This window comes from Kiloniella sp. EL199 (genome assembly GCF_900313065.1).
In the GTDB taxonomy this organism is placed as follows: domain Bacteria; phylum Pseudomonadota; class Alphaproteobacteria; order Kiloniellales; family Kiloniellaceae; genus Kiloniella.
Genome location: NZ_OMPU01000010.1, coordinates 168,115 through 184,109 on the forward strand (window position 1 = coordinate 168,115; position 15,995 = coordinate 184,109).

Sequence of the window (15,995 nt, forward strand, 5' to 3'; positions counted from 1 at the left end):
TAACATAAAGAATTGTTTGATCTTTAGGTCAAGAGGTAAAAGTGGATGAGCTTGGTGAGAAGCTGCGCTATAAACCAATTATGACAGACGAATCGCAAATGCAAAACGACGGGCTACCGCCTTATCTTACTGGTCTTAATGAATCGCAGATGGATGCCGTTCAGACCACGGATGGACCCGTTCTTGTCTTGGCTGGGGCCGGGACGGGGAAGACGCGAGTTTTGACAACACGCCTAGCCCATATTTTAGCGACAGGAAAAGCTTTCCCTGGTCAGGTCCTTGCTGTGACCTTTACCAATAAAGCGGCGCAGGAAATGAAAGAGCGTGTTGCTTCGATTCTGAATGAACCGACCGTCGAGCGCTGGTGGTTGGGTACTTTTCATGCCATCGCGGTTCGTATGTTGCGGGCTCATGCAGAGAAGGTTGGCCTAGGAAGTGATTTTGCGATTATTGACACGGATGATCAGTTGCGGTTGGTGAAGCAACTTCTGAAAGAAAATAATCTCGACGATAAAAAATGGCCACCGAAATCTGTTCTTGGTGTTATTCAGCGCTGGAAGGATCGGGGGCAAACACCTGATCATGTTTCCGCCAATGAAGCCAAAGAATTCGCAGGTGGGCGCATTCATAAAATTTACCAGAGCTATCAACAGCGTATGAAAGAACTTAACGCCTGTGATTTTGGCGATTTGCTCTTGCATACCTTGGTGATTTTCCAAACCTATCCGGATGTGTTGGCGGATTACCATCGGCGTTTTCATTATATTCTGGTTGATGAGTACCAGGATACCAACGTGGCCCAGTATCTTTGGTTGCGTCTTTTAGCGCAGGGGCACCAAAATGTGTGCTGTGTCGGGGATGATGACCAATCCATCTATGGATGGCGTGGGGCAGAGGTTGGTAATATCCTTCGCTTTGAAAAAGATTTTCCCGGTGCAAAAGTTGTTCGTCTGGAGCGAAACTATCGTTCAACCGGGCGCATTCTTGCTGCAGCCTCTTCTGTCATCAGTCATAACGAAGGGCGACTAGGCAAGACGCTCTGGACCGACGATGATGAAGGGGAAATGCTTCGAGTGCGCGGACTATGGGATGGCGAAGCCGAAGCTAGGTTTGTCGGCGAAGAGACGGAAAGCTTGCAACGTCAAGGGCAATCATTGGATCAGATTGCTGTTCTTGTTCGCACAGGGGCGATGACCCGTGAATTTGAAGAACGGTTTTTGACGCTGGGCATTCCCTATCGGGTGATCGGCGGTGCGCGTTTCTATGAACGTATGGAAATACGTGATGCTCTGGCTTATTTGCGCCTTGTGAATTCAGCGGATGACAGTTTGGCTTTTGAACGTTGTATTGCTAAGCCCAAAAGAGGGTTGGGGCCTGCTGCGATGGCAGTGATCCACCAGCTAGCACGACAGAATGAAACATCTCTGTTTAAGGCGGCACAGGAAATTGTTGAAACGGATGAGTTGCGCCCTGCTGCACGTAAGTCCATGGCAAATTTTGTCGCACAAGTTGAAAGTTGGCAGAGTAAGAAGAATGAGCTGGAACATACCGAATTGGCTGGTCTTGTTTTGGAAGAAAGTGGTTATTTGGAATTCTGGCGGAATGATAAATCCGTAGAGGCCAAAGGGCGTGTTGAAAACTTGGGTGAGTTGGTCAATGCCTTGGATGAATTTGAAAGCCTTTCTGATTTTCTTGAACACGTGAGCCTTGTGATGGATACCAACAGCCAGCAGAATCAGGAAATGGTTTCTATCATGACGTTGCATGGAGCCAAGGGACTGGAGTTTGAAACTGTTTTCCTGCCGGGCTGGGAAGAGGGGTTGTTCCCGAACCAACGCGCAATGGACGAACAAGGACTTAAGGGCTTGGAAGAAGAACGTCGGTTGGCTTACGTGGGGCTTACTCGCGCCAGAGAGCGTGCGATTATTTCCTTTGCTGCGAATAGACGTATGCACGGATCTTGGGCCTCTGCAATTCCGTCACGGTTTGTAGATGAACTTCCTCATGAACATATTGAACGAGAAAGTGATCGCGGTATCTATTCGGCACCGTTAGAGCCGTCGTATGGCGGGTTTGGTTCTGGAAATAGAGGGTGGCAGGATAATGATCGCACTAGTCCGGGCATGCAGCGCGCCAGAAGCTATTCAGGAGGTGAACCTCAGCTTGTACGGCAAGCCGCGCAAAAAGTTTCAGAAAGTAAAAGTGGTTTTGGGCGTGGAGAGCGAGTTTTTCACCAAAAATTCGGCTATGGGCTCGTCACTTCGGTAGAAGGCGAACGCCTGACAATTTCCTTTGATAAGGCGGGAAGCAAAAAAGTTCTGAGTAACTTCGTGGTTCCCGCCGAACAGGCAGGTATGTAATGAGAGAAGATAATTCCGCAGTTTGGGTTGTTGCCCTGGATATAAAAGAGGTCAACTTGCCGATCTATGAGCTTGCTCTGGAACCGCTTGATGGCGCGATTGTCACAACAAACCCTGACGAGGCAGGTGTTGTTTCTGTTAAAGTATATGTCGATGGCAAGCCATCTGATGTGCAGGTCAACAACATCTTAGCCAGTACGGCGGAAATTATTGGTGGTGACGTGCCTGCGATAACGGTTGCACAGCTTCCGGATATTGACTGGGTTGCTGAAAGCCAAAAAGCTTTGCCGCCAATCGTGGCCGGGAAGTTCTTTGTGCATGGATCTCATGTAACAGAGCAGCCACCAAAAGATTCAGTTCCTCTTTTAATTGAAGCAAACGTAGCGTTTGGTACGGGGCAGCACGATACGACAAAGGGATGTTTGATCGCACTCACGGATTTGGCCGGGGACAAAAAAATCGTTAATGCGTTGGATATGGGGTGCGGGTCCGGTATTCTCTCCATGGGAATCAAGATTCTATGGGATTGCCCTGTTCTGGGCGTGGATATTGATGCTGATTCTGTACGTGTGGCGCTGGAAAATGCAGATCTGAATAACGTTTCAGATATTACCGGTGTTTGTGGTGACGGGTATAATGTACCTGAAGTTACTACACGTGGACCTTATGATCTGATCGCAGCAAACATTCTTGCTGAACCGCTTTGCCAAATGGCGCCTTTGTTGGAAAAGAACTTGGCCAAAGATGGTGTTGCTGTACTTTCTGGATTGCTTATTACCCAGCAGGATAAAGTGGTAAAAGCCCACGAATCCTTGGGGTTGAAAGTTATTCGTGAACTTCACTTGGGTGAATGGTCAACGCTGGTATTATCTAGATAAATCTTATTCAGTGTTATCTTGAAGAACTCATCATGTGATTACGTGCATTTATAGGAAAAGCTTGAAAATAACATCTTTATTATAAATACTTTGCAGATGATGAAAGCCTCTGAGAAACATTACGAATTGCTTGGCAAAATGAGTGTTGCCGATGATCTCGGAGTATATCAGGAGGCTTTGATCCATTTTGGCGGTTTGCTGTTTTCCCCCCAGAGTATATTGGTGATTTTGTTTCATAAACGAAAGCAGCCGCAAATTGTGTTTCGGTGGATTCCAGACCAAATCTTGCAAGAAACATTTGATAATATTTATCATCGTCTTGGATACATGTTAGATCCTTTTTATCAACATGCATTTGACGAAAAGTTACAGCAGTGTGCGTATCATTTGAATGAGATTGCTCCAGATAGATTTGAACAAAGTGATTATTTTTCGACTTATTTTCGCGCAACTCGCATGGTTGATGAACTTGGTGCCCTTTTCCCGTTAGACGGGGATAGAACTGTTCACTTATCCATGGGGCGAAGTGCTGGTAATTCTCGGTATCGCGTTAGCGAAGTAAGAGCGTTCAAAGAAGTATCCCTTGCATTGATGCCTAAGTTGGTTCAGCTGATAGACAAGAATCAGACTAACTTTGAGGCTAAAGTTGATCACTCCGAACTTGTGGAACAATTTCTTTTTGTTTCTCAGGATAATGATACTAAATTGTCTGCGCGTGAAGCTCAGGTTGCTGCTCTCATCGTTCAAGGGCACTCTAGTCGTGCAATTGGGATGAAATTGGAAATATCAAGGCAAACTGTCAAGGTTCATCGGCGGAATTTGTATTCTAAGCTTGGTATTTCAGCTCAAAATGAACTTTTTGCCATTTTGATGAGACAGTTCCCCTGATATTTTTTTAGGTTAACATGCTTTTTCAAAACCATTTAGAACGTTAACTGTATTGATCCCAACTTTTTCGACAGCATAGCCACCTTCCATAATAAAAACGGTTGGTAGCTCTAAATCTGCGATTAATGCACCATAGTCTGTAAAATTATGGCTCTTTAGTTTGAAAAAACTGATCGGATCATCCTCAAATGTATCAACACCAAGTGATACCAGTAATAAATCAGGGCTGTAGGCTTTTATTTTGTCAAGCGCGTCAGTCAGAGATTGTTTCCAGATTTTGTAATCTGATTTAGGGGGCATTGGATAGTTTGCAGTATATCCAATACCAGCTTTGTCACCAGTTTCATCTGTATGCCCTAGAAAATAGGGGAAAGTATCCATTGGGTCCCCATGAAGGGATAGAAAAAAAACATCATCACGATCATAAAAGATGTGTTGTGTTCCGTTTCCATGGTGAAAATCTACATCCAGAATCGCAACCTTTTTTGCTCCATTGTCACGCGCATACTGTGCTGCAATAGCGGCGTTATTCAGAAAGCAATATCCGCCAAACTGGTCAGCTGCAGCGTGGTGACCAGGTGGACGACATAAGGCAAAAACGGCGCGCTCACCTTGCATAACTTTATCCGTTGCGGTTAATGCGACGTTTTTACTTGCAAGCGCTGCTTCCCATGTACCTTTGGTAATAGTTGTTTCACTTGCCAATGCATAATACCCGATTTTGCCTTCTATATGACGGGGAATATGTGGGGCATTCATAGTTCGAGTTGGCCAACAGTTTGCGACAGCTTCACCATTAAAATCTTCTTTTTCCCATTCCGACCAGCAAGTTTCTAAAAATGTGAGGTAAGCTTTGTCGTGAATTTTTTCTACGGGCTCCATTCCGTATTCAATCGGCGGTTCAATTGGCCCCAATTCTACCGTCTTAATTCGATCAAGAATAATGTCCATTCGCTTTGGGCATTCAAAGGGAGGAACAATTTCGCCCCCGAAAATCTCCATCTTTGAATTCCGCAGAGCATGTTTTTTAGAATAAATAGTTATCATAAAACTTTGTCCAGAACTTGAGGCTAAATCAGAATCAGGATTGTAGGTAGGCGGTGCTATTGCACCGCCTGAAGTGGTGTCTTTATTGCAGCAAGGTTGTCCAAACTTTACTTTGCAATTTGATTGCTTTTTCAGAGCAGGTTTTGGTGAAAACCATTGGTGTCCCTTCGGGAGGGGATAATTCTTGAGCCGCCTTTAGTTTATCAGTAAAAAATTCCTGACTGCCTGTGATTCCGTTTGAATACCCTGCGAAATTCGACTGAATGGCAATGTTTTCAGGTTGCATCATGAACTTGATAAACTTGAGTGCGTTATCTAAGTTTTTTGCACCTTTTGGAATGGCCAGATTATCAGCCCAGGTAATTACGCCTTCTTTAGGAAAGGCATAACGCATACTGGCTTTAGCTTCGCGAGCGCGAATGGAATAACCATTCCAATTCTGGTGAATTGCTGTATCGCCAGAAGTCAGGCGTTCAAGAATACCATCAGAGTTATAAACTTTTACAAATGGCTTTTGAGTTTGAAGCAAATCTAATACTTGCCGCATTTCTTCTGGATTTTCATTACACAGAGATAAGCCCAGTGAAATCTGTGCCATAGAAATCACTTCATCTGCGGACTTAAACATTCCGATTTTACCTTGTAATTCTGATGGAGGCTGGAACAAGATCTCATACGTGTTGATGTCGCCATCGTATACTTCTGTATCAACAGTGAAGGATGTCGTTCCCCATTGCCAAGGTATTGTATATTGATTGTCTTTATCCCAAGGTGGGCTTTTGAAGTTAGCCGTCAGATTTTTATAGCTGGGCATGTCTGCTGCATTGATCTTTTGTAGAAGACCTTCGGTTACAAAAATTTCTACAAAATTGTGGCTGGGAACAACAATATCATAGCCTTTTGCCCCGGATTTTAATTTTGCGAGAAGTGTTTCATTGGTATCGTATGTGTCCAATGTCACAGATATACCTGTTTCGGACTCAAATTTGGTGATCAGATCAGGGGCAGTGTAATCTGTCCAATTATATATGAACAGATCTCCGTCTGCTGATGCAGGGGACGTACAGGCGATTATAGTCGCTGTTATTCCTGCTATGAGTGTGTTTCTTTTTTGTAAATCCATTTTAGAAGCCTTTCCCATTGTTTTATCTCACCGTTTTTTTTCGACCAGGTATGAGATGGTTACAAAGATGATCGAAATGCATAATAGGATTGTTGATACTGCGTTCACTTCCGGCGTAATACCAATGCGGACCAATGAATAGATATAGATTGGAAGAGTTGTTGATCCTGCTTCGGCGACCATGAGTGTGATAATAAAATCATCAATAGATATGATAAATGCGAGCATTGCCCCTGAAATAATTCCAGGGGTGAGTAATGGCAATGTTACATAACGTAGGGTTGCCCATTTTGAGGCATATAAATCCTGTGCTGCAATTTCCATATTTTTATCCATGCCATGAAGCCGCGCACGAATAGGCAAATAGGCAAAAGGAATACAGAATACAGTATGGGCGATAATAATATTTCCCAGCCCAAGAGATAAACCTATAACAGAAAAGAAAGTTAGTGTTGCAACTGCAGTGACGATTTCTGGAACCATAAGCGGCAGCATTAACACGCCATTAAAAACTGGTTTATGTTTTATTTGGTGATTCCGAGCAAGAGCCAAAGCGGCCATTGTTGCAAACGATGTGGCAAAAATAGTTGCAAATGTTGCGACAACAAGACTGTTCCAAGCTGCCCGACGAATGTCACTATTATCAAAGGCTTTGGCATACCAATTGAGACTGAACCCGTCCCAAACGGTGGCTGAATGCGTTGCGTTGAATGAAAAGACGACGAGTATTAGCAATGGAATGTACAAATATATAAAGAACCCAATGGTTGCTAGCCGAAACCCGGGTAATGTGCGTATGTCTGTTTTCTGTGCCATCAGTGGATTGTACCTTCACTGTTGTTTTTATGTGCATTTCGTGCGTAGAGCATCAACGCAAGCATGACTACAATTAGGATGATGACAGCTAAAGCTGATCCAAAAGGCCAGTTTCGAGCTGATGAAAATTGAAGCTGTACCAAGCTTCCCAACATCAGTTTTTGTCCGCCGCCCAGAAGTTCGGGTGCGATAAAAGCGCCTAAGGCAGGGATGAAAACCAGAATAGATCCGGCAACGATTCCGGGCATCGATAGTGGTAGAATAATTTTACGTAATGTAATCCATCTCGTGGCGTATAGATCACGGGATGCTTCGATGAGCTTTACATCCAGTCGCTCTAGTGACGCGTAAATTGGTAAGATCATAAAAGGGATATATGTATATATCAGCCCCAGAGCGATTGCGCCTTCGGTATAGAGAAGTTTTACAGGCGTATCTGTAATACCAAACACTTGAAGGCTGTTATTGACTAATCCAGTATCTCGTAAGACTAAAATCCAAGAATAGGTCCGGATCAAAAGATTTGTCCAAAAGGGAACGGTTATCAGTAGAATTAAAAAATTACGACGAGAGGGGGGCTGTATTGCGATGTAATAGGCGACGGGGAATCCTGCCACAAGGCATAGAATAACTGTGATTAGCGCAATCCAGATAGACCTGAAAATAATCACTAGATATGCCGAATTAAATGATATCTCATCAAAAAGATCTCGTTCATACAGGATCTTTGTATAGGCCTCAGTTGTCAGATTCCAGTTCACTCCACCATAAGGGTTTGCTTCAAGAAGAGAGTAGGTAACGATAATAAGAATCGGTATGAACATGAAAAAACCGATCACAAATATTGCAGGCATTATTCCTACATATTGTTTGATCTTATTTATCATGAGTTTTCACTCTCTAATATGCGTATAGATGTGGGATCTATACGAAGCGAGACCTTGTCACCGGGCTTGGCAATAGCTAACCCGTTTTGTTGGTTTTCGTTGCGTACAACAATTGAAAGTGATGAATTTAACTCTATTTGATAATCTGTTGAGCTTCCCAGATAAACGATATCTTTTATTTCCCCGCTTACGAGTTCTAGAGTACTGAAATTAATAATGCTGATTTTCTCGGGACGGACAAAAAGTGTGACTTTAGCATTATCAGGCATGTTTGGGCGTAAGGGACCTTTCAGATGTACTCCGTTACCGATTTGATATGTTGTTACATCATTCTCTGATTTGACTATTGATGCGTCATAAAAGTTTGCATCGCCTATGAAATCTGCAACAAACCTATTCGCAGGGGTTTCATAGATTTCATCTGGCTTTGCAATCTGTTGAACTTTACCTGCGGACATAACGGCAATACGGTCACTCATTGCGAGAGCTTCTTCTTGATCATGAGTGACAAAAACAAATGTTATGCCTGTTTCGCGCTGGAGGCGTTTAAGTTCTAAACGCATATTTTGCCGTAACTTTAGGTCTAACGCAGATAGGGGCTCATCCAGTAGCAGGACTTTGGGCTGTGGTGCTAAAGCACGGGCTAATGCTACGCGTTGTTGTTGCCCACCAGACAGTTGTTTAGGCATGCGCGTTGCAAAATCGTCTAGGTGCACAAGCTCAAGCATTTTTTCAGCAGCAGTATTGGCTTCATTCTCTGTTTTCCCCAAACGGCGCAGACCAAATGCGACATTTTCAATAATTGTCATATGTGGGAAGAGTGCATAGTGCTGAAAGACAGTGTTTACAGGTCGTTTTTCAGGAGGGAGATGAGATATATTTTGTTCAAACAGATGAAGTTTGCCAGCCGTTAAGTCTTCAAAGCCTGCAATTAATCTTAACAGAGTTGTTTTCCCGCATCCAGAAGGGCCAAGCAGGGTGAAGAATTCATTATGGTGTATATCAAAAGAGATATTTTTAAGGGCATCAATAGATGGTGAGCCATGGTACGTTTTCTTGACATTTCGTACGGAAACTGCAACAGCCATCATTTTTCCTCATTTTGCAAATTGCCTTACCAATATTACTTGGAATGGCAAGAATTCAAAATCATGCTGGAATATAATGAACTTGGAAATACCACCAAAGGGGTAGTATTTTAGTTAAATATTTTGCTTTATTTAGATGTGTAGGAAAAGTTTACTGAGGAACTTTAGATAACTTAAATTGATGCTTTATATAAAAAACGCGCCGGAGTTTCCGGCGCGTTTCAACAAGTAGTGCTGCAAGCAAAAGGGGGATTATGCTGCGCGTACTGGCTTGCTGTTGTTTTCAGCTTTGTTTGTTTCTTGTGTAGAAACGAAGTCTGAAGAAGAAAGGAAAGAGAAACCTGGCTCAAAGGTTTTGGCTTCTTTTTCTTCTGCTTCAGCATAGAGGCTGTTTACAGTTGCTTCGATATTACCGCGACTTAGACCAATGTCGTTAAGTTCATGGTCGCTTAGGTTCCAAAGCTGATTTACAGTCGCACGGCGCTCCATGTAACTTTTGAAGCTCTGAACCATGCCGGAAATAGCAGCATAGATACGGTATGTTTTTGTGTAGCGGTGTGGTGCTACAGTAACGAATACAGGCTGGTTAGCGATTTCGTTGGCCGCGAATACGAATTTATCTTCTCTCATGATCATTTCTCCTAGATCAGTTAATGCGGCCGACTATTGCTTTCTATTGCCGCTGTGCTGTTGCACTATATCTAGCGTATAAAAGTTTTTTCGGTAGCGGTGATTCTGCACCACAGCCATGCATTTTGGGCATGATTTGATTTTTATCTTGTTAAGTTGTTGAATATAAATGTTTTAGTATTATGCAAAAGCAAGTATTGTTATGCGCGAGTGGCTCAGATAATCTGCTGAAAACTGGATTGTATATTGTATAGGGACTATAGAAATGCCCGAAACGGCTACTCTTGATCACACTGCTCGCCTGAAAGCATTGCGCGACCAACTGGTATCAGAAGGTGTGGACGGCTTTATCGTGCCCAGAACTGATGAGCACCAAGGTGAATATGTTCCTCCACAAGCCCAGAGGCTGGCATGGTTGAGTGGCTTTACGGGGTCGGCCGGGCTTGCGACGGTCCTGATGGACCGCGCTGCAATCTTCGTGGATGGTCGCTATACAATTCAGGTCCGTCAAGAGGTGAGTGATCAGCTATTTGCCTATCAGCATCTGGTTGAAGAGCCTGCTCATCAATGGTTGGCGGATCATGTTTCCGAAGGGATGCGTATTGCCTATGATCCTTGGTTACAGAGCGAAAATCAGATCAAAGCTTTGCGCAAAGGTGTTGAAAAAGCGGGTGGCGTTCTGGTTCCTCTTTCAGAGAATCCTCTTGATAAAGTTTGGCTGGATCAGCCTGCGCGCCCTTGCACTAAATCCATACCATATGATTTAAAACATGCGGGGAAATCTTCGCGCGATAAACGGGACGAGATTGGTAAGCTGCTTGCAAACTCAGATGCAGACTGTGCTGTTTTGAGTTTACCAGACTCTGTTGCATGGCTTTTGAATGTGCGTGGTGAGGACGTGGCTCATACACCCTTGGTTCTTTCCTTTGCGATTGTCCATGCCGATGGAGCTGTACAGTGGTTTGTCGATTCAGAAAAAGTGACAAGCGAAACGCTTTCGGCGCTAGATAATCAGGTTGAAGTGGCTGAGCCAGGCACATTGGAGGCTCGCCTTGAAGCTTTCGCACGCGAAGGTAAGAAGGTCTTGATTGATCCTGCAACCTGCCCAGAACGTATTACTGTCCTCTTGGAAGAAAGTGGCGCACAGCTTGTTCGGGATATGGATCCAGTTAGCCTGCCAAAGGCCAGAAAGAATACATCAGAACTGGATGGTATCCGTGCTGCACATATCCGTGATGGTGCTGCTATGGTTCGATTCCTCAAGTGGGTAACGGAAACCGCGACGGAACGAGCTGGTACAGAAAACCCTGTGACTGAAATGGAAGCGGCTGAAAAACTCAGAGTATTCAGGGAAGAGGTTCCTTTATATAAAGATACCTCTTTTGATACCATTTCTGGCGCAGGACCGAATGGTGCGCTTTGCCATTATAAAGTAAGTGATGAGAGTTCTTTGCCGCTTAACAAGGATGAAATCTTTCTGATTGATTCCGGGGGGCAGTATCTGGATGGTACAACAGATATCACTCGCACTGTTATTATTGGGACAGCAAATGAAGAAATGAAAGATCGTTTCACCCGCGTATTGATGGGTCACATTTCTCTGTCCACGGCAAAATTCCCGAAAGGGACTAATGGTATTCAATTGGATAGCCTTGCCAGACGACCACTCTGGGACGCTGGTTTAGACTATGACCATGGAACAGGGCATGGTGTCGGGTGTTTCCTTGGTGTACATGAAGGCCCACAACGGATAGCAAAAACTTCATCGCCAGTGGCTTTGGAGCCTGGTATGTTTCTGTCAAATGAACCCGGTTATTACAAAGCCGGGGAATATGGTATCCGCATCGAAAATCTTATGATCGTACGTGATGCGGGGCAGATGGTTGGATTGGATATACCGTTATATGACTTTGAAACAGTGACCTTGTGTCCGATTGATTTGCGTTTGATTGAACCATCTTTGATGAGTGCTGCAGAGATTAAATGGTTGAATGATTACCACGCCTGGGTTCGCAAAGAGTTGACACCCTTGCTTGATGAAGAGCATGCGGTATGGCTTGAAACTGCGACGCAGGCAATTTGATTGTACGCACCCGCTCTCTGATTTTAATCAGAGAGCGGGTAGCTATATCGTACTCTCTTTATTCTGATTACGTATCCAGGTTAAGAACTTCTTCAAATGTGACGGAATGATACCTTGTTTATAAACAAGGTGATATCCGGTAAGTTCGTGTCCTGAGAGAGAGAAAAGCTCTATCAGCTGACCGCTTTTAATGTCTTCCTGCACCCAGTTTGAAGGCAAGACACCGACACCTTGACCATCACGAATAGCATCCTTGGTTAAATAGCCTGATAGGTGAATTTTTGCATAGTGTGCGTGAAAATCAATTTCATGATGTTTAAGCCAGAAGTGCCACTCTGAGTCGTTGTGATCAATATCGCATACCCAGGGTAACTTCATAAGGTCTTTCGGTTCTTTAATTTGCACATCTTTCAGAAGCTTGGGGGATACAACAATGCTGGTATAACTGGGCATGAGCTGTTCAACACTAAAGCCGGGCCAGTTTCCAGCACCATAGCGAATGGCAAGATCGTAATCATCCCTGCGGAGATCGACGACATCGCTGTTTGCATTCAAGAGAATTTCAACATCCGGGTGTTGTTTGCGAAAATCGCCCAATCGTGGCATGAGCCAGAAATTTACGAAGGTTGGCGTCATGGTAATGCGCAAGGGGCGATCTGTTGTGCTGTCTTTGAGATCCCTGACAGCATCATCAATGATGTCAAAGCTCTTTCCCAGTTCAGTACCGAGGCGAAAACCTGCCTCTGTAGGAACAACGCCCCGTCCTTCACGTTGAGTGAGTGTTGCGCCCAACCATTCTTCCAGACGTTTAATTTGTTGGGCAACAGCAGCGTGAGTCACATTTAGCTCTTTGGCTGCGTGACTTAGGTTGTGGTGCCGCACGACTGCTTCGAAGGCACGTAGGCTGGAAAGGGAAGGGAAATCACGCATTAAATGTAAGAAAATCTAACATTATAAGATTTTTCCTGATTTGAATTTAAATTCATTCCGCCTGATATTTATGAGAATAGTTATACAGAAGGAATGGATCAATGATAAATGTTTTAGGGCAAACTTACATTTTAGCTACGAGATTAGAGAATCGTGATGCGTTTACCGAGAACGGTAATTTTGAACAAAAAGATAATAATTTTAAGTCAGAGAGGCCGAGGAAGAGCGCAAAAATGAACTGGAAGTTCAAATCTGGCGGCCTTTTCAAGTTACTTGGTGCTTCGACTGAATGCTCTTGTCATTAAGTCCCGTTATTAAGCCCTGGTATTCTTCTTGAGATCGGGGAGGCATTTTTTATCAATAAAAGATATTTGCTATTTTTTGATCAGAAGTTCATTCGTTTATAAGGGTGTTGTTCTCCGGTGCAGTAGAGTTTGGCTTCAACATTTTTGCTGATGCTAGAAAGGCACCACCAACAATGAGCAAGCAGGCGATGGCAATGCTCCAGCTTGCTTGCGCCAAACCCACGGCTACCAGTAATAAGGTGCTGAGAAGAGGAGCACCATAGGAGAGAGCGCCTAATACCTGAATATCTCCATGTTTGGTTCCGTAATCCCAAACAAAGAAGGCGAGGCCAACTGGGCCAAGCCCTAGGGCCAGAATAGCGAGTGACTGAATGCTTGTTGGTGTTATCCATGTTTCTGTGCCGAGGTGAAAAATCAACCCCAAAAAAGCAGTTACCCCACAAAAACCGGTCACAGCATCGGTTGGAACCTCTTTGAATTTTCTGTTCAGGACAGAATAGCCTGACCAGATGAGCGCGCAGATGATTGCAGCGAGGTACCCCATATAGTGTTCTGCATTCCAGGATAAACTTTGCCCTTTGGTGACGATCAGGACAGCGCCAGTCAGACCGATTAAAGTGCCAGCAATATGAAACCAGTAGAGACGTTCACCCGATAGTAATGCAGAGAAGAATACAATCAGAAGGGGCCAGAGGTATGCAATCAGGCTTGCTTCTATGGCCGGGGCATTATGCAGGGCAATAAAATAGAACAAATGATAACCAAAGAGACCGCCAACAGAGATAATCCAGACAATAGGTTTTTGTTTTAAGCTCTGAAAAGATTTTTTGCCTTTGGTGCTCAAAACGATAAGCCCGGAAACAAAGGCAATAAAAAATGTGAGAGCTAATAGCTGGAAGGGAGGGACACCTTTTGCCCAAGTTGTAAAAAGTGCCAAAAGTGCCCACAAAAGAATAGCAACGATCCCAATAAGAGTGGCACGGGTATTATGGCTTGGTGAGGATGTCATTCTTGTTTAATTCCAAAGTTGCGGACCAGATATAAGGTTTGGAATGTACAGATTTTAGAGCAGATGTCTTGTCTCTGGTTCTGTTTATTTTTACCAGGATTCTGCTTTTTGAGATTCTGTTTCAGACTTTATTGTGGAGTGTTCGGTCCGTGCCGGGTGTCGTGCCAAAGCTATTGCGATAGGCACGATTAAAGCTACTTTGATCTGAATACCCGATGTTATGCGCGATTTCTGTCAGGGAAAATTTTGTGTTTAAAACGAGTTGTCGGGCATGTTCTAACTTCAGATTAGTTTGAAATCTTTGCGGCGAATAGCCCAAATAGTTACTGAAGAGTGCATGTAGGTGGCTTATCGATAGGCAAGCTTGTTCAGCGATATCTTTAGACGATAGTTTTCTTGTGTGGTTTTGTTTGATAAATTTTAGGGCCTTTTGCAGCTTTTCTGGCAGCTTGTTGTCTTCAGAGTTGTTTCTATCGGCAAGGGCCAACAAGAAGAGCTTTATGCTTTGTTCCCCGATAGATGTTATGGACTGATCTTTTAATTCCGAGGCCGTAAATTGACTGAGGTTTAAGAGGCCTTCATCAAGTGGAAAAAGAATCTGGTTGTGTGCGCTATCCCAAAGTGAATTGAGTTCAGGCATATAGTTGGCGTCAGCAAAATCAAAATCGACAACAGTAAAGCTGTTGGGGTTAAGGCCTCTGAAAGCATGGGTGTCATTGGCGGTTATAATGGCAACCTGATCTATTCTGGCAATTCCTGACGATTGTTCAGCTTCAAGTTCCAATTCACCCTTGTGTGGAATAATAAGCTGGTGAAAAGTACTGTGGTTGTGACTTTTAAAATCGCTTGTATAGCTACGGCAGTTTACTTTCATCCCTCCATTTTATCAGGCTTACTTTATAAGCCAAGCTATGTTGGTAAAAAGCAGGTCACACCTGATTTACTGATTTAGTTCTAAAGGAGGGAGTACTGGTAGTGCTTCATAAAATAGATCGTTTTCTTAAGCACAAGTTAAAACAATTTTCCTATGATAGATGTTCTTTTGGTTAATCATTTTGCTGAAGGACAAAGGTCAGATCAGATTTTTTTGTGATTTATAGCCAAAGATTACGAGTACTGTGGGCTTGGTTGGTACCTATGAAATTATGCAGATATGGAGTTGTATTTTATTTGCTGTTGGGCGTGTTTTTTGGATCTGCGCATTCGCAAAATATATATACGGAGAACTTCCCACCCTATAACTACCAGGTTGATGGTGAGTTATTGGGATTATCCAGTAAAGTTATTCAGGAAATGGCTCGTGAAATAGGTGTAGAACCTTCCATTACCTTTTTGCCTTGGGCAAGGGCCTATAGGTATGCAAAAGAGAAGGAGAATAGCGGAATTTTCTCTATTGTCCGTGTTCCCCCCAGAGAAGCTGACTTTCAATGGGTTGGCCCTATCGAGAGTGTGAATTTGGGGATATACACATCTGAACTGAACAGTGTTGAATACTCTGGGGAAAATGAGAAAAGGCTCGAACAAGCCAGACAGGCTACTAGTGTCGGGGTACAGCGAGGTGGTGCTGCGGAGAAGATACTTACATCAATGGGGTTCAAGAATTTGTATCATTCCGCAACAACGCGCAAAGCTATTTTGAGGTTGGCCGACTATAGATACGAACTGTTGGCACTTGATGAAAATTATTTGCGGTTCATATTAGAAGCAGAAAATATTCCGCTATCACGTATCCGTCGAGTTGCTGATCTTGGTGAATTTGATCTCTACCTTGCTTTTTCAAACAGTACACCAATAGAAGTCGTTAAAAAATGGCGACATGCATTGGATATCATTAGAAGCCGTTCGCAGAGTGAGGATAAAGACCTAATGAATTAATGATTTATCATTCTCAATAAGTCGAGTGTGGTAGTTGGAAATCACAATTTTAAACAAACAGCGTAGAGTTGTTTTA

The 15,995-nt window shown here is 43.6% G+C and carries 14 protein-coding genes; 5 read left to right on the forward strand and 9 right to left on the reverse strand.

What is annotated here, in order from left to right; genetic code table 11:
* Window positions 1-80: 80 nt before the first annotated feature.
* The 3 genes from D9A03_RS09305 (at window position 81) to D9A03_RS09315 (ending at window position 4,126) form a co-directional block, all read left to right on the forward strand.
* Entirely contained in the window at window positions 81-2,360 is a 2,280-nt protein-coding gene (locus tag D9A03_RS09305; protein WP_120497648.1) for an ATP-dependent helicase, read from the forward strand.
* Window positions 2,360-3,238: a 50S ribosomal protein L11 methyltransferase gene (locus D9A03_RS09310; RefSeq protein ID WP_120496925.1), complete on the forward strand. Its 879-nt coding sequence runs from the start codon at window positions 2,360-2,362 to the stop codon at window positions 3,236-3,238. The genes D9A03_RS09305 and D9A03_RS09310 overlap by 1 nt, the downstream gene beginning before the upstream one ends.
* Window positions 3,239-3,334: 96 nt before the next feature.
* A complete protein-coding gene (locus tag D9A03_RS09315; RefSeq protein WP_120496926.1) occupies window positions 3,335-4,126 on the forward strand; it encodes a helix-turn-helix transcriptional regulator in 792 nt (263 codons plus the stop codon).
* Window positions 4,127-4,138: 12 nt separating this feature from the next.
* On the opposite strand, the gene D9A03_RS09320 is transcribed toward D9A03_RS09315, so the two are convergent.
* The 6 genes from D9A03_RS09320 to D9A03_RS09345 form a co-directional block, all read right to left on the reverse strand.
* Entirely contained in the window at window positions 4,139-5,128 is a 990-nt protein-coding gene (locus D9A03_RS09320) for a histone deacetylase family protein (RefSeq protein ID WP_216825432.1), read from the reverse strand.
* Window positions 5,129-5,255: 127 nt separating this feature from the next.
* Complete coding sequence (locus tag D9A03_RS09325; protein ID WP_120497649.1) at window positions 5,256-6,296, reverse strand: extracellular solute-binding protein; 1,041 nt, start codon at window positions 6,294-6,296, stop codon at window positions 5,256-5,258.
* A gap of 27 nt (window positions 6,297-6,323) precedes the next feature.
* On the reverse strand, window positions 6,324-7,112 hold the full coding sequence (locus tag D9A03_RS09330) for an ABC transporter permease (RefSeq protein ID WP_120496928.1): 789 nt from the start codon (window positions 7,110-7,112) through the stop codon (window positions 6,324-6,326).
* Window positions 7,112-7,966 (reverse strand): ABC transporter permease, encoded by an 855-nt coding sequence (locus tag D9A03_RS09335; protein WP_254055010.1) that lies wholly within the window; start codon window positions 7,964-7,966, stop codon window positions 7,112-7,114. The genes D9A03_RS09330 and D9A03_RS09335 overlap by 1 nt, the downstream gene beginning before the upstream one ends.
* A 29-nt stretch (window positions 7,967-7,995) precedes the next feature.
* Window positions 7,996-9,090, reverse strand: a complete 1,095-nt coding sequence (locus D9A03_RS09340) for an ABC transporter ATP-binding protein (RefSeq protein WP_216825433.1) — start codon at window positions 9,088-9,090, stop codon at window positions 7,996-7,998.
* Between the two features lie 249 nt (window positions 9,091-9,339).
* Window positions 9,340-9,717, reverse strand: a complete 378-nt coding sequence (locus tag D9A03_RS09345) for a DUF1127 domain-containing protein (RefSeq protein WP_162938065.1) — start codon at window positions 9,715-9,717, stop codon at window positions 9,340-9,342.
* A 265-nt stretch (window positions 9,718-9,982) separates the two neighbouring features.
* Here D9A03_RS09345 and D9A03_RS09350 point away from each other — a divergent pair, with 265 nt between their 5' ends.
* The gene (locus tag D9A03_RS09350; RefSeq protein WP_120496932.1) at window positions 9,983-11,800 is read left to right on the forward strand and encodes an aminopeptidase P family protein; all 1,818 of its coding nucleotides are present in this window, start codon (window positions 9,983-9,985) and stop codon (window positions 11,798-11,800) included.
* A gap of 42 nt (window positions 11,801-11,842) precedes the next feature.
* Here D9A03_RS09350 and D9A03_RS09355 read toward each other — a convergent pair whose 3' ends face one another.
* From D9A03_RS09355 to D9A03_RS09370, 3 genes are all read right to left on the reverse strand, one after another.
* Window positions 11,843-12,730 carry a LysR substrate-binding domain-containing protein gene (locus D9A03_RS09355; protein ID WP_120496933.1) on the reverse strand — a complete coding sequence of 296 codons (888 nt, stop codon included), beginning with the start codon at window positions 12,728-12,730 and terminating at the stop codon, window positions 11,843-11,845.
* 393 nt (window positions 12,731-13,123) lie between these two features.
* On the reverse strand, window positions 13,124-14,044 hold the full coding sequence (locus tag D9A03_RS09365) for a DMT family transporter (RefSeq protein WP_120496935.1): 921 nt from the start codon (window positions 14,042-14,044) through the stop codon (window positions 13,124-13,126).
* A 121-nt stretch (window positions 14,045-14,165) separates the two neighbouring features.
* Complete coding sequence (locus tag D9A03_RS09370; RefSeq protein WP_120496936.1) at window positions 14,166-14,918, reverse strand: AraC family transcriptional regulator; 753 nt, start codon at window positions 14,916-14,918, stop codon at window positions 14,166-14,168.
* A gap of 296 nt (window positions 14,919-15,214) precedes the next feature.
* On the opposite strand from D9A03_RS09370, the gene D9A03_RS09375 reads away from it, so the two are divergent.
* Window positions 15,215-15,919 carry an ABC transporter substrate-binding protein gene (locus D9A03_RS09375; RefSeq protein ID WP_216825434.1) on the forward strand — a complete coding sequence of 235 codons (705 nt, stop codon included), beginning with the start codon at window positions 15,215-15,217 and terminating at the stop codon, window positions 15,917-15,919.
* The last annotated feature ends 76 nt before the right edge of the window (window positions 15,920-15,995 follow it).